At 58.7% G+C, this 19,477-nt stretch carries 17 protein-coding genes; 9 read left to right on the top strand and 8 right to left on the bottom strand.

Going from position 1 to position 19,477, the window contains the following annotated elements; genetic code table 11:
* The first annotated feature begins 68 nt into the window (after positions 1-68).
* Positions 69-1,277, top strand: coding sequence for an ExeA family protein (locus tag K3180_RS08370; RefSeq protein WP_221539892.1), 1,209 nt, complete (start codon positions 69-71; stop codon positions 1,275-1,277).
* Here the strand turns inward: K3180_RS08370 and zapE are convergent, their stop codons facing one another.
* From zapE to K3180_RS08385, 3 genes are read right to left on the bottom strand one after another with little or no spacing between them, the layout of a single operon-like run.
* Positions 1,278-2,390 (bottom strand): cell division protein ZapE, encoded by a 1,113-nt coding sequence (gene zapE / locus K3180_RS08375; protein WP_221539894.1) that lies wholly within the window; start codon positions 2,388-2,390, stop codon positions 1,278-1,280. It lies immediately after the preceding gene.
* Positions 2,387-2,842 (bottom strand): PaaI family thioesterase, encoded by a 456-nt coding sequence (locus tag K3180_RS08380; RefSeq protein WP_221540033.1) that lies wholly within the window; start codon positions 2,840-2,842, stop codon positions 2,387-2,389. The genes zapE and K3180_RS08380 overlap by 4 nt, the downstream gene beginning before the upstream one ends.
* A 4-nt stretch (positions 2,843-2,846) precedes the next feature.
* A complete protein-coding gene (locus K3180_RS08385) occupies positions 2,847-3,629 on the bottom strand; it encodes a succinate dehydrogenase iron-sulfur subunit (RefSeq protein ID WP_221539896.1) in 783 nt (260 codons plus the stop codon).
* A 122-nt stretch (positions 3,630-3,751) separates the two neighbouring features.
* Between K3180_RS08385 and K3180_RS08390 the strand changes: the two genes are divergently transcribed.
* Complete coding sequence (locus K3180_RS08390) at positions 3,752-4,393, top strand: HAD family hydrolase (RefSeq protein WP_221539898.1); 642 nt, start codon at positions 3,752-3,754, stop codon at positions 4,391-4,393.
* A gap of 7 nt (positions 4,394-4,400) precedes the next feature.
* Here the strand turns inward: K3180_RS08390 and K3180_RS08395 are convergent, their stop codons facing one another.
* Positions 4,401-5,750, bottom strand: coding sequence for a lipopolysaccharide biosynthesis protein (locus K3180_RS08395; RefSeq protein ID WP_221539900.1), 1,350 nt, complete (start codon positions 5,748-5,750; stop codon positions 4,401-4,403).
* Between the two features lie 106 nt (positions 5,751-5,856).
* Between K3180_RS08395 and K3180_RS08400 the strand changes: the two genes are divergently transcribed.
* Positions 5,857-6,606 (top strand): phosphocholine cytidylyltransferase family protein, encoded by a 750-nt coding sequence (locus K3180_RS08400; protein WP_221539903.1) that lies wholly within the window; start codon positions 5,857-5,859, stop codon positions 6,604-6,606.
* Here the strand turns inward: K3180_RS08400 and K3180_RS08405 are convergent.
* The 3 genes from K3180_RS08405 to K3180_RS08415 form a co-directional block, all read right to left on the bottom strand.
* Entirely contained in the window at positions 6,566-7,300 is a 735-nt protein-coding gene (locus K3180_RS08405; protein WP_221539904.1) for a hypothetical protein, read from the bottom strand. The genes K3180_RS08400 and K3180_RS08405 overlap by 41 nt on opposite strands.
* A 411-nt stretch (positions 7,301-7,711) precedes the next feature.
* Positions 7,712-8,143 carry an HIT family protein gene (locus tag K3180_RS08410; protein ID WP_221539906.1) on the bottom strand — a complete coding sequence of 144 codons (432 nt, stop codon included), beginning with the start codon at positions 8,141-8,143 and terminating at the stop codon, positions 7,712-7,714.
* Complete coding sequence (locus tag K3180_RS08415) at positions 8,140-9,276, bottom strand: CDP-alcohol phosphatidyltransferase family protein (protein ID WP_221539908.1); 1,137 nt, start codon at positions 9,274-9,276, stop codon at positions 8,140-8,142. The genes K3180_RS08410 and K3180_RS08415 overlap by 4 nt, the downstream gene beginning before the upstream one ends.
* Before the next feature lie 111 nt (positions 9,277-9,387).
* On the opposite strand from K3180_RS08415, the gene K3180_RS08420 reads away from it, so the two are divergent.
* On the top strand, positions 9,388-10,179 hold the full coding sequence (locus K3180_RS08420; RefSeq protein ID WP_221539910.1) for a nucleotidyltransferase family protein: 792 nt from the start codon (positions 9,388-9,390) through the stop codon (positions 10,177-10,179).
* 71 nt (positions 10,180-10,250) lie between these two features.
* On the top strand, positions 10,251-10,853 hold the full coding sequence (locus K3180_RS08425) for a class I SAM-dependent methyltransferase (protein ID WP_345719456.1): 603 nt from the start codon (positions 10,251-10,253) through the stop codon (positions 10,851-10,853).
* A 54-nt stretch (positions 10,854-10,907) separates the two neighbouring features.
* On the opposite strand, the gene K3180_RS08430 is transcribed toward K3180_RS08425, so the two are convergent.
* The gene (locus K3180_RS08430) at positions 10,908-13,613 is read right to left on the bottom strand and encodes an Rne/Rng family ribonuclease (RefSeq protein ID WP_221539914.1); all 2,706 of its coding nucleotides are present in this window, start codon (positions 13,611-13,613) and stop codon (positions 10,908-10,910) included.
* A 591-nt stretch (positions 13,614-14,204) separates the two neighbouring features.
* On the opposite strand from K3180_RS08430, the gene K3180_RS08435 reads away from it, so the two are divergent.
* From K3180_RS08435 to K3180_RS08450, 4 genes are all read left to right on the top strand, one after another.
* Positions 14,205-14,915 carry an N-acetylmuramoyl-L-alanine amidase family protein gene (locus tag K3180_RS08435; RefSeq protein ID WP_345719451.1) on the top strand — a complete coding sequence of 237 codons (711 nt, stop codon included), beginning with the start codon at positions 14,205-14,207 and terminating at the stop codon, positions 14,913-14,915.
* A gap of 63 nt (positions 14,916-14,978) precedes the next feature.
* Positions 14,979-17,486 carry a penicillin-binding protein 1A gene (locus tag K3180_RS08440; RefSeq protein ID WP_221539919.1) on the top strand — a complete coding sequence of 836 codons (2,508 nt, stop codon included), beginning with the start codon at positions 14,979-14,981 and terminating at the stop codon, positions 17,484-17,486.
* 74 nt (positions 17,487-17,560) lie between these two features.
* Positions 17,561-18,688 carry a peptide chain release factor 2 gene (gene prfB, locus K3180_RS08445; RefSeq protein WP_221539920.1) on the top strand — a complete coding sequence of 376 codons (1,128 nt, stop codon included), beginning with the start codon at positions 17,561-17,563 and terminating at the stop codon, positions 18,686-18,688.
* Positions 18,685-19,383, top strand: a complete 699-nt coding sequence (locus K3180_RS08450; RefSeq protein WP_221539921.1) for a class I SAM-dependent methyltransferase — start codon at positions 18,685-18,687, stop codon at positions 19,381-19,383. The genes prfB and K3180_RS08450 overlap by 4 nt, the downstream gene beginning before the upstream one ends.
* Positions 19,384-19,477: the final 94 nt, after the last annotated feature.

Below are 19,477 nucleotides of genomic sequence, written 5' to 3' on the forward strand. Positions count from 1 at the left end.
AACCATATTTGAGGGGTAAGGGTCGCACAGGCGCCCGCGCGGCAGGATCAGGACCACAAGAGCGACATATGTACGAGGATTTTTACGGTTTCAGCGAGCGGCCTTTCCAGCTCACGCCGGATCCCTCGTTCTATTTCGAAAGCGTGACGCACAAGAAGGCGCTCAGCTATCTCGGCTATGGCCTGGCCCAGGGTGAAGGCTTCATCGTCATTACCGGCGAAGTTGGCGCGGGCAAATCGACGCTTGTCGGACATTTGCGAAACCGTCTCGATCGGAACAGCGTGACGGTGGGCGAAGTGGTCACCAGCGCGCTCGGCAGCGAAGAAATGATTACGATGGCCGCGCACAGCTTCGGTCTCGAGATCGACCATAGCGACAAGGCAGGCGCGCTGTCCGCCATCGAACTGTTCCTGCAGGACGAGGCGCGGGCAGGGCGCAAGGTGCTGCTGGTCGTCGACGAGGCTCAGAACCTTACCATCGGTGCGCTCGAAGAGCTGCGCATGCTGTCGAACTTCCATCTCGGCGCGAAGCCGCTGCTCCAGATGCTTTTGCTCGGCCAACCCGAATTCAGGCAACTTCTCGCCGAATGGGACCAGCTCGAACAACTCCGTCAGCGTGTTATTGCCTCACACCATCTCGAAGCGATGCAGCCGGGGGAGATCGAGCCTTACGTGATGCACCGGCTCGAACATGTCGGCTACAAGGTCCGGCCGCGCTTCGAAGGCGACGTCTGGAAGCGCATTCACCGCGAAAGTCGCGGAATCCCGCGCCTGATCAACCGTATCATGTCGCGCGTTCTGATGAAGGGCGCGATGCAACAGCGCGAAATTATCGACCTGCCGCTTGTCGATACGGTGATCGACGAGATCAACGGGAAGGTGCCAGAGGAGGCTCCGATGGGAGATTATACCCCGCAGCACAAAAAGCCTTCTTCGCGGAAGGCGGAGGAGTTCGGGACCGATTCCGGACCACCGCAAGCGCCAGAACAGCTTAATGGAGGTGAAACCTTGCCCCAATCCGAGAATTCCGCGCTCATAGACGCGCAGATCGAGGCGATCGAACAGGCATTCGCCGAACGGGATCAGGCGATCGCTTCGGTTCGCAAGGAGATTTCCAACCTTTCGCAGCAGGCTTCGCAGTCGCCAGAAGATGGCGATACGCTTCAGCGCCTCGCGGCAATCGAGGCGCGGCTCGACGAACAGGAGCGCTCGCTGCGCCACGTGCTGACGATGATGATCGACTATTTCGAGAACAGCGCTACGCGCAGCGCGGCCTGATCACTCCACCCCGTGGCCGCGTGCCATGTATTCAGCGCTCTGCATTTCCTTGAGGCGGCTGACCGTCCTCTCGAATTCGAATGCTCCATCCCCCGCGACATAGAGATTTTCGGGCTCTGCCGCAGCCGTGACGAACAGTTTCACGCTGTTCTCGTACAGCGCGTCGATCAGCTTGGTGAAACGGATCGCCTCATTGCGGTTCTCGGGCGAAAGGCGCGGTATGCCGACCACGATGACCGTGTGATAGGCATGCGCGATTGCCAGATAATCTGCGGCGCCGCGGTTTTCCCCGCATAGCCTCTTGAAACTGAATACGCCCACGCCCTTGAGGCTCTTGGGAACATGCAGCGTGCGTCCACCGCCGAGATCGAGCTGCCCGCTTGGGACATGCTCGGCATCCTCGGGCTTGTAATCGGTTAACCGAAAGAAAGCCTCGCGGACTTGCGCCGTGGCTTCGTCCCCAAGAGGTGTGTGCCAGCTGTCGATATCGCCGAGGCGGTCGAGCCGGTAATCGGTAGGCCCATTGAGCGGCATCACGTCCATCTCCGCCTGGACGAGTTCGATGAATGGCAGGAAGAGCGAACGGTTGAGGCCATCCTTGTAAAGGTCGGATGGTGGACGATTGCTGGTGGTGACAACCGCTACGCCCTCATCGCAGATCAGGGCAGTGAACAGGCGGGCCATGATCGCGGCATCGGCGGTATTGTTCACTACCATTTCATCGAATGCGAGACAGCGGATATCACGCGCAAGCTGCGCCGCGACCGGAGCTATCGGATCGCCTGCTTCCTTCTTTCGCTCCTCTCGGATTAGTCGGTCGACTTCCAGCATGAACTCATGGAAATGGACCCGGCGTTTTTCCTCGATAGAGAGAGTTTCGACGAAGAGATCCATCAGCATGGATTTGCCGCGCCCCACGCCGCCCCACATATACACGCCTTGCGGACGCGTCTTCTTCGGACGGAAAAGCTGGCTCAGTATGCCACCGGAGGTTTCTGCCTCCAGGTCCTTCTGCAATCGGTCCAGCCGTTCTGCGGCCCTGCGCTGATCGGGGTCGCTACGAAGCTCTCCCGCCGCGACCAGCTTCTCGTACCGCGCGAGCATGCCGGTCATTTCGGGCGCATCTTCTTCACGATACCCGAAAATGATGCGACGACATTGCTCTCCTGCTCGACCGTCCCTCGCACGAATACGAGGCCGCGGGTTTCACGGACGATCTCTGTCACCGCGTCCAGCGGGCGATCGGGCTGGCCCGCTCCGGTAAACTGCGTCGAAAGCTCCAGCGTTACCGACGGCCCGGCATTGCCGCTGCCCAGGGTGTGCATGGTCGTGAACAGCGAGATGTCGATCAGCGACAGCGTGACCGCGCCGTGGATAATGCCTTGCAGGTTTTCGTGACGACGCTCGGGAAACATTCGCAGCCGCGCATGACGTCCGTCTTCATCCAAACGCGTGATGAGCTTCCCCATTACCGCGCCGTTGAACAGTGTTTCGTCTTTCAGGTTCCAATGCCGCCAGCCCGGATTGTCCGGGTCTGGACCATGCTCGAATACGTCGTCGGTCAGCACGTCAGATCGCGCGTTCGACCATCATCTTCTTGGTTTCGGCGATGGCCTTTGCCGGGCTGAGGCCCTTGGGGCAGACATTCGCGCAGTTCATGATGGTATGGCAGCGGTAGAGGCGGAACGGGTCCTCGAGTTGGTCGAGACGCTCACCCGTCATCTCGTCACGGCTGTCGGCAAGCCAGCGATAGGCCTGCAGCAAGATTGCCGGGCCGAGGAACTTGTCGCTGTTCCACCAATAGCTCGGGCAAGCGGTCGAACAGCAGGCGCACAGGATGCACTCGTAGAGGCCATCCAGCTTCTCACGCTGTTCGGGCGACTGGAGACGCTCCTTGCCGCTCGGCGTGGTGGAGACGGTTTGCAGCCAAGGACGGATGCTGGCGTATTGCGCGTAGAAATGCGTGAAATCGGGGACGAGATCCTTGATCACTTCCATGTGGGGAAGCGGGGTAATGCGGATTTCACCCTTCAGATCTTCGATCGCGGTCGTGCAGGCAAGGCCGTTCTTGCCGTTCATGTTCATGGAACACGATCCGCAAATACCCTCGCGGCAGGAGCGGCGGAACGTCAGCGTAGGATCGATTTCGTTCTTGATCTTGAACAGCGCATCGAGAACCATCGGGCCGCAGGCGTCCAGATCGATCTCGAACGTGTCGTAGCGCGGATTTTCACCCGTATCCGGATCGTAGCGATAGATCTTGAATTTCTTCACTCGGCCCGCACCGTCCGACTTGTGAGTACGGCCCTTGCCGTTTATCTTGGAGTTCTTCGGGAGAGTGAAGGTCGCCATTGAATTTATCGATCCTGTCTGCGTGTGCGTTCTCTCTAGTGATTGATACGCATGGCGCAAGGGGCGCAGCGAGGAATAGCCGGTCTTGCAGCGTCATGGCCGACCTGTCACGGAGCTGCGTGATGAAGGTGGCGATCTACGATCTCGACAAGACGCTAGTGCGGCGAGCGACATTTACGCCGTTCCTTCTCTTTGCCGCGCAAAGGCTGGCACCCGTGCGCGTGCTGCTCTTTCCGGTATGGATCGCGATGATGATCGGATACCGGATAGGCCTCTATGATCGCACCAGACTGAAGACCATGGGCATGCACTTGATGCTTGGCCGGCAGCCGGTCGAAGCTCTGGAACGGGCGGGGCGGGAATTCGCGACCCATCATCTCCGCAAATGCGGATGGGTGGAGGGTGTGATTGCCATGCTCGAGACCGATCGAAAGGAAGGCGCACACCTCGTCATCGCGACGGCCGCTTTCGAATTCTATGCTCGCGGCTTTGCCGAGAAGCTGGGCATTGAAGATGTTATCGCGACGGGATGGGATGGCGAAAAGATTCCGGGCGGAAACTGCTACGGCGATGAAAAGCGCAAGCGTGTTGCGCTCTGGCTCGACGACAAGCCCGCAGGGCGGAAAACGCGGTTCGTCAGCGACAGCTTTGCCGACGCTCCGCTCTTGCAGGAGGCCGATGATCCGGTCTTCGTCACGCAAAGTGCCAGCAAACGCAAACGCGCGGAAACGAACGGGTGGCGCGTTATCGGCTGGAGCGACTAACGCGGGATCAGGTAGTCTTTTCACCTTCAGGAATATTCGCAACCACGGTGCGCAACGTGACGATCGCCATCATCCCCATCACGAAATAGCCCACCAGAGCGCCGATGACGAGTGACCAGGCTATGCCTTGCTCGGCATAGTGCTGGGCCAGAAAAAGGATCGCAATCGCGGCCGTCGCCACTGTGACGAAACGCGCGACGAGCGACATGCGCGCGCGTCCGGTCGCATGCAGGACAGGCTCGAAAGCCACCCCGGCAAGCTCGATGCTGGAAACGATCACCAGTGGAAGCAGGATAGTGTAGCCATTCCGGAATTCTTCGCCGCCCAGAAGGGCGAGCAGGTGTCCCCCAACCGCCGCCACCATAACCACGACCATGGCTCCGCCAATAGCTGCCAACCGCGTGGTCTGCGAGGCGAGCGCGCGAAATTCCTGCGCCGCCGACGAGACGCTGGCACGTGCGATCTGCGCATAGGCTGCGCGGCTGAGCAAGCTCGAAAGCTTGGCCAGACCCTGCGCCAGTTGATGGGCCAGGCGATAGACCCCTGCAGCGCTCGTTCCGACCAGATAACCCACTGCAAGCAGCGGCCCGTGCTTGAATATCGCTTCGAGCGTGGCGCTGAGATAAGTTATGCCGAAGAAGCGAACCAGTCCGGGATTTTCGTGCCGGGCCTGGAACGCTTGAGGCAGGTATTTCAGGCGGATCGCCTTGGGACTTAGCCTGCGCGCAACAATCCAGTAAACTGCCGCTTCGAGCAGGTCGATTACCGCCCAGGCGACGAGGAACAACAAAACACTAGGGCCGGTGAATGCAATTACCGCCGCAGCGATCAGCCTGCCCGCAGGTACCAGCGCTTCGACATAGACGGCGACATCGAAGCGATCGAGTGCTCTCACGATCCCCGTAGGCGCGGATACGAGTGCCCAGAGCGCTGCTACGTTGAACCAGAAAGCGGTGTCGATAAATCGGGGATTGAGATCGAGCTCGGCGGCAAAATGGTAAAAGGCGACATAGGCGATTACGCAACCGAACACCGCGCCAATCACATCGAGGATGAAAGCCATCATGCTGAGCCTGCCGAATCCGGCCCAATCTTGGCTGTGTATGTGCTGCACGCCGAAACGGACTACTGTTTGCCAGCTCTGAAAGCCCACAATCGCTATCAACGCCTGCGAAGTTCCAAAGATGAGGGCGAAGTGTCCGAAATCTTTGAGACCGAGAGAACGGGTGAGTATCGCGAGATATATCAGCGAACAGACGGCACCGAAGCCCTTGCCGCCGATAAGCCAAGCGACATTGGTCAACATTCGGGCCAGCAGCGGGCGGGATGCACCTTGATGAGCGGCGGTTTCTTCCATGAAGTGCGCGCTTTGAACGAGCGCTCGGCAAGGCGCAAGCTGGCATGCGGCAATGGACACAACAGGAGCGTTGCGGCGCCTGTAGACTGCGCTTAAAGCGCGGCGCATGATTGAACACGCTATCCTTCTGAGCGCGGGCCAGGGCTCGCGCTTGCTGCCACTTACTGCCGAGCGACCCAAGTGCCTGATTGAGTTCTCGGGCAAGACCCTGATCGAATGGCAGGTCGAGATGCTAGCGCGCGCCGGGATCAAACGGATCGACGTCGTGACCGGCTTCATGACCGACATGGTTGAAGATCTGCTGGAGAAAGTCGGAGATCCGCGCGTCGAGATCACTTGTCATTTCAATCCGTTCTTTAAGGTGGCCGATAACCTCGGTTCCTGCTGGATCGTGCGCGAGGAGATGAAAGGCGACTTCGTGATCCTCAACGGCGATACTCTGGTATCCGAAGAGATCGTAAATCGCGTTCTGGAAGGGTCCGACTGGCCTATCGCCGTTTCCGTAGACATTAAAGATGCCTACGACAGTGACGATATGAAAGTCAGCCGCGGTGAGAATGGACGCCTGGCCCGCATCGGCAAGACATTGACGGCTGAGGTGACCAATGCTGAATCGATCGGTTTCCTCGCCTTTCGAGGCGAGGGAGCCGAACTTTTCCGCGAAACCGTGCGTCAGACCATGCGCACGCCAGACGGGGTCAATCACTGGTATTTGAAAGTGATCGACATGATCGCCGACACCGGCAAGGTCGGTACCAAGTCGATTGAAGGACTCGAGTGGGCCGAGGTCGATTTCCTGAACGACATCGAAATCGCTACTGCCTTGACCGACCGTTGGAGCCTAGCTGTACGATAACCGTCTCCGCGAGATCGGCCGCGCTTTTCAACAAGTTTCCCGAGCTTTGTTCGAGGCCGGCATATGTGTCACGCAGCGATTTTGCTTGAAGATCATAGAACCGGCTGAATTGCGCGATTGCATCGTCTGCTGCGGCGACAAAGTCGGCGTCAGGTGACAACACTTCGCCGAATTGCCACATCCGGTAATTCGGATCGTCCCGCCAATCGGTGTCGTTCGCGTCGACGAAGACGCATGGGCGAGGCTGAATAATGAATTCGTAAACTTGGCTACTGACGTCGCCGATATAGACGTCGGCCGATCTCGTGTAGGTCATGTCATTCGAGCGGTCGGATCCCATGTCGACTAGTATGTTTTCTCCGCTGCGTGAATTCCAATCAGCGACTTCGGAGGGAGTCATAGTCGATTTCAGCCTGACATGAGGCGCAATCACAAGATTGTATCTATCGGTACCACCGAATTGGCGGATCATTGGTTCCGCCACTTGATGAAACGTGCCTAGTTTCCGGGAGAAGTGGGGATTATAGAGCACAATCGGAAGTTCATTCGCGAAGAGCTTGGGAGGCGGCGGCAGCGCGCGAGTGACGGCAATCTTGATTCCGCCAATCGCCGCAACGCGGCTTTCATCCTGCAGGCCTGCCTCGATTATTCTCTGACGGTCCTTCTCGCCAGCGGTGAAAACGAAATCGAACAACCCGAGGCGCGGCTCAAAGCCTTTCTCCCGATCGCCAGCGCCATGCAGTATGTGAAGGAAGGGAGGGCAGCGACCAGGCAGGCGCTTCAAGATCGTGCTCGTCCGTTCAGCCGAAAGCAGGGCGTCAGCAGAGCGCAGCTCGTTTCGCCACTTCCAAAGGCGAGCAATTTTCTTGGGCAGTTTCGACCCGACAGGTCCGAGTGACATAACCGATATGTCTGGCGCATCGATGGCGAGCCGACTGGCCAATTGCAGCACAATATTCCGTTCATCGTCATCGGCAACGAAGATCCGGCAGTCGATCATATTGCGCCGGGAAAGCTCGAGAGCGAGAGGTATTATATGTAGAAGCTGATGCCGCCCGCCAATTGCGATCACATTCAGGCGCACGGATTCTGACCCCATTGAAATTCACCTGGCCATGAGAGCGGAGAGCTTTTCGATCAGGCTGTCTCGGGTAGCCGCATCGAGTTCTTGAGAAGCGCCCAGATCGGGAAATTTCGGCCACCCGAGGTCCGGGAATACGAGACCCCCGAATTCCCGGATACCCTCATAACGCGGAATGACGTGAAAATGGACATTGGGATCCACCATCATCAGCATCAGGTAATTGATCTTCTCGTAGTCGACGAATGTGTGAAGTGCGCTTTCGATCGCCTTGGTCGCATCGGCCAGTTCGGCATGTGCTTGGGCGGGCAGGGCCGAAAAATCGGTGGCATCTGATTTGGCCGCCAGGATGAGACTGCCGAGTGTAGGCTGGGTCGGGCGAAGCAGGATCATCCAATGCTCCAGCTCGTGCAGCAGGGTCGTGGGAAAGCCGAACTTTTCGATAGTTGCGTTCATGCGCCGTCCTCCGCCAGCCAGCTGGTGAGCTGCGCGCCCTTTTTCGCGCGCGCAATCTCTGCCTGCACCAGCTGTACGATATGCACGAGAAGCGAGATAACAGTCCACCATGCAACTGCAATGATCCCGAGATCGGGCCGACCGAACAGCAATGAGACGAAGAGGATGATCATGTTCGGATTACGCCGGGCGGTGAACAGCCGGAACCGGCTGTCGAAGCGCCGCCAGACATGAATGTGCATCCCGCCATTGCGGGCGATGAATGCCCCTTCGATCAGTCGCTGGACGACGTAGCCTCCCTGAATCGCGCCCTGGACCAACCAGAAGGTCGTTACATCGAGTTCGAGGCCCCAATAGACCAGTCCGGTCGCCCAGAACCACCACCAGAAGGGCGGGTGAACAAGGTCGATGCCGTGGTCGAAGACATTGCCCCACCAACTGGATGTGATGGTACAGCGGGCCAGCTTGCCGTCGACCGTATCGAGCACCATGAAAGCCAGGCCCATCGCCATGCCTGCCCAGTATTGCCCAAGGGCGAAAGCCACTGTTGCTGCTACGCACAGAACTGCTCCGATTGCAGTGACCATATTTGGAGTCATTCCGATCTTTGCCGCGAAGCGGGTTAGCACCAGCGCCCATTCCGGCCACAAATACTTGGTCAGAACATCGGTAACGCCCTTGTAAGCGCCGAAATAGCTTGCGCGTTCGATGGCACGAACGGTGGATGGCTCCAGTTTGGTAAGAAACGGCGTTTCACGTTTACGGAGCTGCTTGTTCTCGATGGTTGGGCCGTCTTCATAGCGCAGGAAAAGAAGGCCCGAGCTTGCTGGTGCTGCGGTCTGGTGGGCCATGGCGCTCCGAAGGGTATCGACCTCTTTCACGGAAGTTGCATGAGCCAAGGCAGGTATGCCATCGATTGTCAGGACGAGGCCCGGCGTGGCCGCAACATGGCGGACCCAGGCCGGGTCGGCTACATAGCTTGAGTTGACCAGTAGAACGGCGTCGGCGGTCGCACCGTCATACCCGTTTGCCGCACCGATCCTGCGATGGCGCTCCTGCATTGTCAGGCCCCACAGGCGAGTGGGATTGCTTCCGACTGTCTCGATCACGGGTCTGGGCGGTGTAATGCTCATGCGATACCGATTAATGTGCCAGTGCGTGCACGGCAATGGGAGGCAATTCCAGACAGCTGAAACTTGGACTTGGCTCTGTCCGGGGACACTGCACGCGGCTAGAGAGCAGCAATGATTGCCCTAAAAGATTCTCCCGCTGCATTGGTTCTGGCCGGCACGCGGCCTGGCGGCGATCCTTTTGCGCGGTCGCTTGGTGTCGAACACAAGGGGCTGATCGATCTTGCCGGCACGACATTGCTGGAACGGGTTGTATCGGCCCTCCGCGACGCAGGGATCGAGCGCATTGCTGTCAGCTGTGACGTCGGGCCTGTCGCCGATCTGGCGCGAGCTCTAGATACAGAGGTTTTGTACGCTGGATCGGGACCGAGCGAGAGCGTTGGCTCAGCATTCGACACGCTTGGTGCGCCGCTGCTTTTGACCACCTGCGATCATGCCCTTTTACGGCCCGAATGGGTAAGGGAACTTATCGAGAAGACACCTGATGTCGCCGATCTTTCGGTGATGATGGCGGAACGTTCGGTGGTCGAGCGGGCTTTGCCGTCGGCCAGGCGCACATATATTCGGTTCTCCGACGGCGAATGGTCTGGATGCAATCTCTTCTATCTTCGGACTGCGGACGCCAGCAACGCGATCGACGTCTGGGCGAAAGTCGAGGCCGATCGCAAAAGGCCCTGGTTGATTGCCGCCCGGCTCGGCGTGCCCACTCTATTCCAGATGCTTTTGCGGAGGCTGAGCTTGTCAGAGGGCCTTGCGAGGCTCGGTAGCAGGATTGGGATCCGGGCATCACTCGTTGCTGCGAGCGATGGCCTTGCTGCAGTTGACGTAGACAAACTCGAAGATTTGGTGGCAGTTCAGGAAATTCTGCGGCAACGGAAATCCGCTACTACCGGAGAATCTATTTAGCGCTAAGCTCACCTCGTGCGAATCGCGCGGGAGAGACTATGGGGATTAAGCGCTTTTACGATGCGCATTTAATGCCGCGCCTGATCACATTTGCATGTGGTCAAAAGGGAATCGAGAAGCGGCGCCGGGAAGTAATACCTTTGGCCGAAGGGCGCGTGTTCGAACTGGGTTGTGGCGGCGGGCTTAATCAGGCGCTTTATGACAGGGCGAAGGTAACCGACTTCGCGGGTATCGATCCTCATCCAAAATTGCTCGATGGTACGCGCGAGCGAACACGAGCGATGGGCTTCGAAAGCGATATTCGCGAAGGTGTCGGTGAGGAAATACCCTTTCCCGACGGTAGTTTCGACACTGCCGTGTGCACATATACGCTTTGTTCGGTTCAGGACCCCGAGAAGGTATTGAGCGAACTTCGCCGTATCCTCAAACCGCAAGGCAAGTTGCTCTTTCTGGAGCATGGCAAGGCACCGGATGCCGGTGTCGCGCGATGGCAGAAACGGATCGAACCGTTTTGGAGCCCGTTTGCCGGGGGGTGCCATCTGACCCGTTCGATCGGCGCATCGTTGCGTGGTGCGGGTTTCGAAGTCGAGCCCTTCGGCCAAGCCTATCTCGAAAGCACTCCCAAAGCCCTGGGTTGGATGGAATGGGGAGTGGCCCGGCGGGCAGGAGCCTGAACCTTTGCCTCCATCCCCGGGCGACTCGGATGCCGACCGGGGATGAAACGTTTGTCATTCGCCGAAGGTGCGTTGCCACCAACCGCGTTTCGGCGCGGCAGTCTCCTTGGGCTCGGCGTTGTCTTCGACCTTTGGCGGTGCGCTCGGAGTGGGTGTAGATACGGAATCCTCGGCTTTGGATTTGCCGGCAGTCTGCGTATCATCCGACTTTTCTTGCGCTTTCTTGCGACGAGTACGCTTGGGCTTTTCTACCACTGCCTCGGCAGCGTCCGCTTGTGCTTCGTTTTCGACTTCAGCCTTTTTCCTACGCGTGCGCTTGGGCTTCGGAGTCTCTTCCGCGACCTCATCTACAGCTTCGCTATCAGCCTTTTTCTTGCGAGTGCGCTTGGGCTTCTCTGCCGCCGGTTCTTCGGTCTTGGCTTCATCAGCCTCTTGTTCGGTAGGTTCAACGACCTTCTTCTTGCGCCGTGGAGCACGTTTCTTGGGCTTTTCCTCGGCAGCTTGCGGAGCATCGTCGGGGCCCGCGACTACAGCCATATCGTCGGCCACCTGCTCGGAAACTTCCTCAAGCTTCTCAGGGCCGTCTGACTTCTGCTCGTTGTTACCGTTCTCGCCCCGACCTCGGCCGCCCCGGCGGCGGCCACCACGGCGACGACGCTTTTTCGGCTTATCGTCCGAGTTTTCGTTTTCGGAATCACCTTCCTGGTCGGTGTCGCTTTCGGATTCACCGGACTCGTCGCTCTGATCGCGATCCTTGTTGCGACCTCGGCCACCACGACGCCGACGACGCTTTCTGCGTGGCCGATCATCTTCGCTATCTTCTATGTCGGAGCTATCGACATCATCGTCTTCGTCCGCGTCGTCACTTTCAATGACGTCGTCCTCTACGAGGGCTTCAAATTTCGGTGTGTCTTTTGGCTTCGGCCCATGGCTCGAGACGCTCATCTTTGCGCCTTCGTCTTCACCTTCTGGAACCACTTCCACTATGACGCCATAGCGGTCTTCGATCTCAACGAGTTCCGCGCGCTTTTCGTTGAGCAGATAGACCGCCGCTTCGGTGCTGGCGGCAAGGCGGATTTTCGTGCCTTTGCCCTTGGCTGCCTCTTCTTCGATTAGGCGCAGCGCCGACAAGCCTGCAGAACTCGCGGTACGAACAAGGCCAGTACCGTCGCAATGTGGGCACTCACGCGTGGTCGCTTCAAGCACTCCAGTGCGCAAGCGCTGACGGCTCATTTCCATCAATCCGAAACTGGAGATGCGTCCCACCTGGATCCGCGCCCTGTCGTTCTTGAGCGCGTCCTTCATAGCCCGCTCGACCTTGCGAGTGTTCGAATGATGCTCCTGGTCGATAAAGTCGATGACCACCAGGCCGGCCATGTCGCGCAGGCGCAACTGCCGGGCGATTTCCTTGGCCGCTTCCAGATTGGTCGAAAGCGCGGTCTGTTCGATATTATGCTCCTTGGTGGAGCGACCGGAGTTGATGTCGATGGAAACCAGTGCTTCAGTTGGGTTGATCACGAGGTAACCGCCCGACTTGAGCTGGACCACCGGGTCGTACATCGCCTTGAGCTGGTCTTCGGCGCCGTAGCGCTGGAACAGCGGTACGGGGTCGGCGTATTGCTTCACGCGCCGGGCATGGCTGGGCATGAGCATTTTCATGAAAGCCTTGGCCGACTTGTAGCCTTCTTCGCCCTCGACGACGACTTCCTCGATTTCTCGATTATAGATGTCTCGTATAGCCCGCTTGATCAGGTCGCTATCCGAATGGATCAGGGCAGGGGCGGCGGACGCAAGGGTATTCTCGCGAATCTCGTCCCAAAGCCGGGCAAGATAATCGAAGTCGCGCTTGATTTCGGTCTTTGTGCGGGAAAGACCGGCAGTGCGCACGATCAAGCCCATGGTTTTGGGCAGCTTGAGATCGCTTACCACCTGCTTCAGGCGCTTCCGGTCGCTCGCCGAATTGATCTTTCGGCTAATGCCCCCGCCATGGCTGCTATTCGGCATCAGCACGGTATAGCGGCCGGCCAGGCTGAGATAGGTGGTTAGAGCTGCGCCCTTGTTTCCGCGCTCTTCCTTTACGACCTGCACCAACAGAACCTGGCGGCGCTGGATGACGTCCTGGATCTTGTACTTGCGGCGCAGTGCCATGCGTTTCGCGCGCGCTTCGTCGACTTCCTGGGCGCGGCTCCGCCCTTTGCCCTGACGGCGTCCACGACCACGGCGCCCACGATCCTTCGAGCGACCTCCGTTTTCGTCCTCGTCGCTTTCGTCTTCTTCGTCCTCGTCCCGGTCGAGCTGACCTTCCTCGATCGTAGCGACATCGTCCTTGTCGGAGGTATCTACCTCTTCGAGACCGTCTTCGGCGAGATCTTCAGCAAGGGCTTCGGAGCTTTCGTCATCGGCGTCGTATTCGTCACCGGGCATTTCGCCCCGCTCTTCTTCTTCGGCGCGCAGACGCTGTTCTTCCTCGGCGACCTCAGCTTCCGCTGCCAGCAGGGCTTCACGATCTTCCTTCGGAATCTGGTAATAATCAGGATGGATTTCGCTGAAGGCGAGAAAACCGTGTCGGTTGCCGCCAAAGTCGACGAAGGCTGCCTGAAGAGACGGTTCTACCCGTGTAACCTTCGCCAGATAGATGTTGCCCTTGATCTGCCGTTTGTCGGCGGATTCGAAATCGAATTCCTCAATCCGGTTTCCCTTGAGGACCGCCACCCGGGTTTCTTCCTGGTGGCGCGCGTCGATTAACATGCGCGTTGCCATTGATAATTCTCCATGCGCTGCGGGGCGGGCTACTCCCGCCAAACCTGCTGCGCCTTATTGTAGGAAATCCGCTTTCCCCCGAAGGGTTTGCGGCATTTGGAAGCCAGCAAGTCGCATGGGCGAGAAGCTGGTGATTCGTGTCTGCGAGGCCGCCCTGAACCGATTTACGGCCCGTCCGTATCCACGGCACGGCAAGACGGTGAACCGCCTGCATACTGTCGGCCGGAAGGGAGAGAAGCGTGTCCTGCATCAACCTGTACTATCGAAGCCGCGGCCGGAATGGCGACGGCATCCTCGGGAGAGTGACCCTCTTCGTCGCGAATGGAGCGCGCCGATCGGAGGCACGGATTTTCCGAGTACCTGTTCGCTAGCACCGTGGGTATCACTCGGCAACTATATTGCGCCGTTCGTGCCTTCACCCCTAACCATAGGCCTACAATGAAAGGCCCATTCCCGCTTTTAGCGATCACGCTGTTGCCTCTTGCCTTGATCGGAGGGCTGGTGATGCTTGCGTGGGGTGCAGGTGTCGTCGGGCACGGTGCAGGGTTCGTAGCTCGCATTGAATTGCCGCGTGGAAATAGCCCTGTAGACTTGCCTGAGATCAAGGGTGCCTCCTCGCTGCCTTTAATCGTTATCGATGCAGGGCACGGCGGTCATGATCCGGGAGCATCGGCTCGCGGCTATGTGGAGAAGGATCTCGTCCTGGAGTTGGCACGAGCTTTGCGCGACGAGGTGGAGGACAGAGGCATAGCCAGGGTTGCGCTCACACGGGATAACGACACCTATCTGCTTCATGAAGAACGGTACCGCATAGCTCAGCGTCTCGATGCGGATCTATTCCTGTCGCTCCATGCCGATAGTGCGGGCAGCCAGAATGAGGTCGCAGGAGCGAGCATCTATACGTTGTCGCTGGAAGCTTCGAGCCGAGCCGCAGCCCTGTTCGCCCAACGCGAGAATGCTTCCGACACGCTCGATGGTGTGGACCTGTCACGGCAGGATGAGGGGGTCAGCGATATCCTCGTTGAACTTTCGCAGAGACGAACCCAGGAGCAATCGAACCTGTTCGCATCGCTGATCGAGCGGGAAGGGCAGGGCATTATCCAGTTTCATCCGCAGGCGCGACGTTCGGCTTGGCTGGCCGTCCTGCGCGCTCCGGACGTTCCTTCCGTGCTCTACGAAAGCGGCTTCATTTCCAACGAGGGCGACACAATGCGCCTCGCTTCCGAAGAGGGACGACTTGCTTTCGCTGAGGTTATGGCTCGAGCGATTGGAGCTTACCTGGCACGCCAAGAGGACAATTGATCGCAGGGCGAGATTCTTGTTCTGGCATTGTCCAGAAAGCGCGTGCTAAGGCCGACCGCAATTATGGTTGCCATTCCCAAACTGGAATATGTCCGACAGCGCCTGACGGGTGATCCTGCGCGTTTTCTCGCATGGATGCGCGATAATTGGCATGAAAGTCGGCGCCTGCGTGTGCTCACCTATCTCATCGGCATCGGTCTCATTTTCCTGGTGCTAGCCTGGGCTTCGCTTGCGCGAAATTTGCCGGAAGCCGACTCGCTGCTCGAATATGAGACACCGCTGCCCACAGTAGTCCGCGGCGTGGATGGCGAGATTGTGCACTCCTATGCACGCGAGAGGCGCGTGCAGCTGCAATACGTCGATTTCCCGCAACAGATGATCGAGGCTTTCCTTTCGGCCGAGGACAAGACCTTTTTCAGTCATGGCGGGGTCGATTTCACGGGAACGCTGAACGCCGTGGCCGATTACGCCACGAAATTCGGTTCCGGCGAGCGAGCCGTGGGCGGATCGACCATCACCCAGCAAGTGGCGAAGAACCTTCTCTTGGGAGACGAATATTCGGTCACCCGCAAGCTCAAGGAAATGATTCTCGCACAGCGCATTGAACAGGTTCTGACCAAGCAGGAGATTCTTGAGCTCTATTTGAATGAAATCCCGCTCGGTCGCCGCAGCTTTGGTGTTCAGGCCGCAGCCCGCGCCTATTTCGACAAGGACGTCGACGATCTGGATCTGCATGAAACCGCGTTTCTTGCCATTCTTCCCAAAGCGCCTGAGCGCTATGGTCGAGCACGCTACGAGGATCTGGCGATCGAGCGTCGAAATTTCGTTCTCGGTCAGATGGTTGCGAATGATTTCATAACCTCGGCGGAAGCAGAAGCAGCCAAGCGACAGCCTCTCGGTCTGGTACAGCAGCGCACTGAACGCTCTGCGGACGCAGGCTATTTTCTGGAAGAAGTTCGCCGCCAGTTGATCGACCGGTTCGGGGAAACTGCAGATGACGGGTCGAACAGTGTCTATGCAGGCGGGCTATGGGTACGTACCTCGCTGGACGTCGAATTGCAGGACGCTGCCCGTGACGCGTTGCGCGCGCAGCTTCTGCGTTATCACGGTAACCGTGGGTACACCGGCCCGATCGCGACACTCAATCCGGACAATGGTGACCTGCACGGACAGCTTCTTTCCTCCAACATTTCGATCAATTACGAGAACTGGCGCATCGGTGTTGTCACCGAAACCGGCTCCTCGCCCAAGATCGGCCTGACCAACGGCGAGGATCACGATCTATCGGGTGCCCCATCCTCTATAAAAATCGGCGATGTCGTCGCCGTAGAGGAATCAGACAGCGGCTATCGGATAAGGGGTGTGCCGGAAGTGTCGGGTGCGTTTCTTGCCGCGTCGCCCAAGACAGGGCGAATTCTGGCTATGCAGGGTGGTTTCGACAGTCGTCTCGGCAGCTTCAACCGTGCGACGCAGGCGCTGCGCCAGCCAGGCTCGACGATCAAGCCTTTCGTTTACGCAGCTGCCCTGGATCACGGTATGACTCCTGCCACTATGGTGCCCGACCAGACCTTCTGCGTCTGGCAAGGTGCCAACCTCGGTGAAAAATGCTTCCGGAATTTCGGTGGCGGTGGTGGCGGTGAACACACCATGCGCTGGGGCCTTGAACAGAGCCGGAATCTGATGACGGTTCATATTGCCGACGACACCGGCATGCAGAATGTCACAGAGACGATCAAGCGGCTCGGCATCGGTGATTACGAGCCTTATTATTCCTTCGCACTGGGAGCTGGCGACACGACCGTTGCAAAAATGGTCAATGGCTATGCTGCGCTCGCCAATTGGGGCCGCCAGCATGAGGGATCGGTCATCGATTATGTGCAGGACCGGCGCGGCAAGGTCATTTATCGAAGTGACAATCGCGAATGCGTAAGTTGCAACATGGACGAGTGGGACGGACAACCGATGCCTCGCTTCGAGCCGGGCGGAAGACAGGTGCTGGACCCGCGCACGGCTTTTCAGGTGGTGCATATGCTGCAGGGCGTAGTGACCCGCGGCACAGCCGTTCGTCTGCGCAGCCTCGAACTGCCGCTTTTCGGAAAGACGGGGACTACAAATGGCCCGACCAACGCTTGGTTCGTAGGCGGCACACCCGATATTATCGCCGGCATGTATGTAGGCTTCGACCAGCCTCGCAATCTTGGTGGATGGGTACAGGGCGGCAATACCGCTGCGCCAATCATGAAACAGTTCATCGAACAGACGCGTGAGCGCTGGACTTCGGATGATTTTATCGCACCGCCCGGCATCCGAATGGTCAAGATCGACCGGCGTACCGGCAAACGCGTATTCGACGGATCGCCGAGTAACGATCCGACGGCCGCGGTTATTTGGGAGGCGTTCAAACCCGATACCGAGCCAGCGCGTTCTACCCGATCCGATGAACTGGCTGCCCGTCGTAGCGAGATTCTTGACCTCATCCGCCGAGCGCGAGAGGGCGTGCGCGGAAGCCGCACCGAAGGGCGGTTCGAACAGCCCTCTGACTTCGTCGAGGATCAGGGCGGCATTTACTAGCTGGCTCTAGACCTAACTTTACAATCGTCGTCCGAGCGCTAGGTGGGCGGACTAATCGTTTGAGGAATTGGATTATGCGTGCCGAAGGGCAGGCCTATATCGACCGTATCGAAGCTGCACTTGCTCTCGTACGCCAGTCGCTGGATTGGGAGCGTGCACTTCGTCGCCTGGACGAGCTGGACGCGCGCGTGCAGGATCCCACCCTTTGGGATGATCCGAAAAAGGCTCAGGCCATCACCCAGGAACAAAAGCGTCTCGAAACCGCGATCAATACGGTCCGTGAGATCGAAAGCGAAATGGGCGATGCCATCGAGTTCGTCGAGATGGGCGATGCCGAGGGCGACGACGAGGTGGTCAAGGATGGCCTCACGAGCCTCGCAGCGCTGGCGGATCGTGCCGACCGCGACAAGGTACAGGCCCTGCTGTCGGGAGAGGCCGACGGCAACGATACCTACATCGAAATCCACGCCGGCGCCGGTGGTACCGAGAGTCAGGACTGGGCGGAGATGCTCTTCCGGATGTATGGCCGCTGGGCGGAGCGTCGCGGTTTCAAGGTAGAGACGGTCGAATACCAGGCCGGCGATCAGGCCGGGATCAAAAGCGCGACTCTGCTTCTCAAGGGAGAGAATGCCTATGGCTATGCAAAGACCGAAAGCGGCGTGCACCGCCTCGTCCGCATCAGCCCATATGACAGTTCGGCCCGTCGTCACACCAGCTTCAGTTCGGTCTGGGTCTATCCTGTGATCGACGACGATATCGATATCGAGATCAATCCTTCCGACCTCAAGATCGATACCTACCGCGCGTCCGGCGCAGGCGGACAGCACGTCAACACGACCGATTCTGCCGTGCGCATAACGCACCAGCCTACCGGCATCGTCGTCGCGAGCCAGAACGATCGCAGCCAGCACAAGAACAAGGCTACGGCCATGAACATGCTCAAGGCGCGGCTATTCGAGCGCGAGATGGCAGAGCGCGAGGCTGCGGCATCGGGCGAGTATCAGGAGAAAAGCGAGATCGGGTGGGGGCACCAGATCCGCAGCTATGTTCTTCAGCCCTATCAGATGGTCAAGGACCTGCGGACCGGAGTACAGTCGCCCACTCCCGACGATGTGCTCGACGGCGCGCTCGACCCTTTCATTTCGGCTGCGCTCGCCCAGCGCGTGACAGGCGAGAAGATCGAGGTGGAGGATACCGAGTGACGCGGCGTGTGCCGTTCCTGTTTCTTGCTTCGCTGCTGGCGTCGGCGTGTGTGGAGCAGCCGGAAGACGAACCGCTGTTTCCCGAACCTGATCGGCCAGTGTCGGAGATTGGATCCAACCAGTTTTCTACCGAGGATCAGCGCGATAGCCGCGGAGAGGCCCAGACAGTCATGGACCTTGCCGAAATCACGCCAGGCATGACCGTGGCTGATATCGGTGCGGGCAACGGCTACTATACTGTTCGCCTGGCCGACCGGGTCGGTGCCGATGGTCGTGTGCTTGCGCAGGATATCGACCAGAGGGCCCTGGATCGCCTCGGCCGCCGCGTCGAACGCTACAGGCTGGACAATGTCTCGATCCGTCGTGGCGAACTTGCTGATCCTAAACTGCCCGACAACAGCTTCGACCGCATCTTCATGGTCCACATGTATCACGAGATTGGCCAGCCTTACGAGTTCCTCTGGCGCATGTGGCCTGCCTTGCGAAGCGAAGGGCAGGTCATTGTGGTCGATATCGATCGACCTACCGATCAGCACGGCATTGCGCCGAAGCTGCTGTTTTGCGAGTTCGAACAGGTGGGATTCAAGCTCGTGGAGTTCGTCGAGCGTCCCGATCTTAACGGGTATTTCGCACGCTTCGAACGCGCCGAAACGCGTCCCGACCCTGAAGCGATCACTGCTTGTCCCAACACCTGACATACCCTGCCCGAAAGCCTCTTTCGCCAACTCAGGCGCTGCCAATCAAACGAAATTTCCTGCGCCCTTTTCAGTGTCAGGACGGGGTGCTAGG

This window comes from Qipengyuania huizhouensis (genome assembly GCF_019711635.1).
In the GTDB taxonomy this organism is placed as follows: domain Bacteria; phylum Pseudomonadota; class Alphaproteobacteria; order Sphingomonadales; family Sphingomonadaceae; genus Qipengyuania; species Qipengyuania huizhouensis.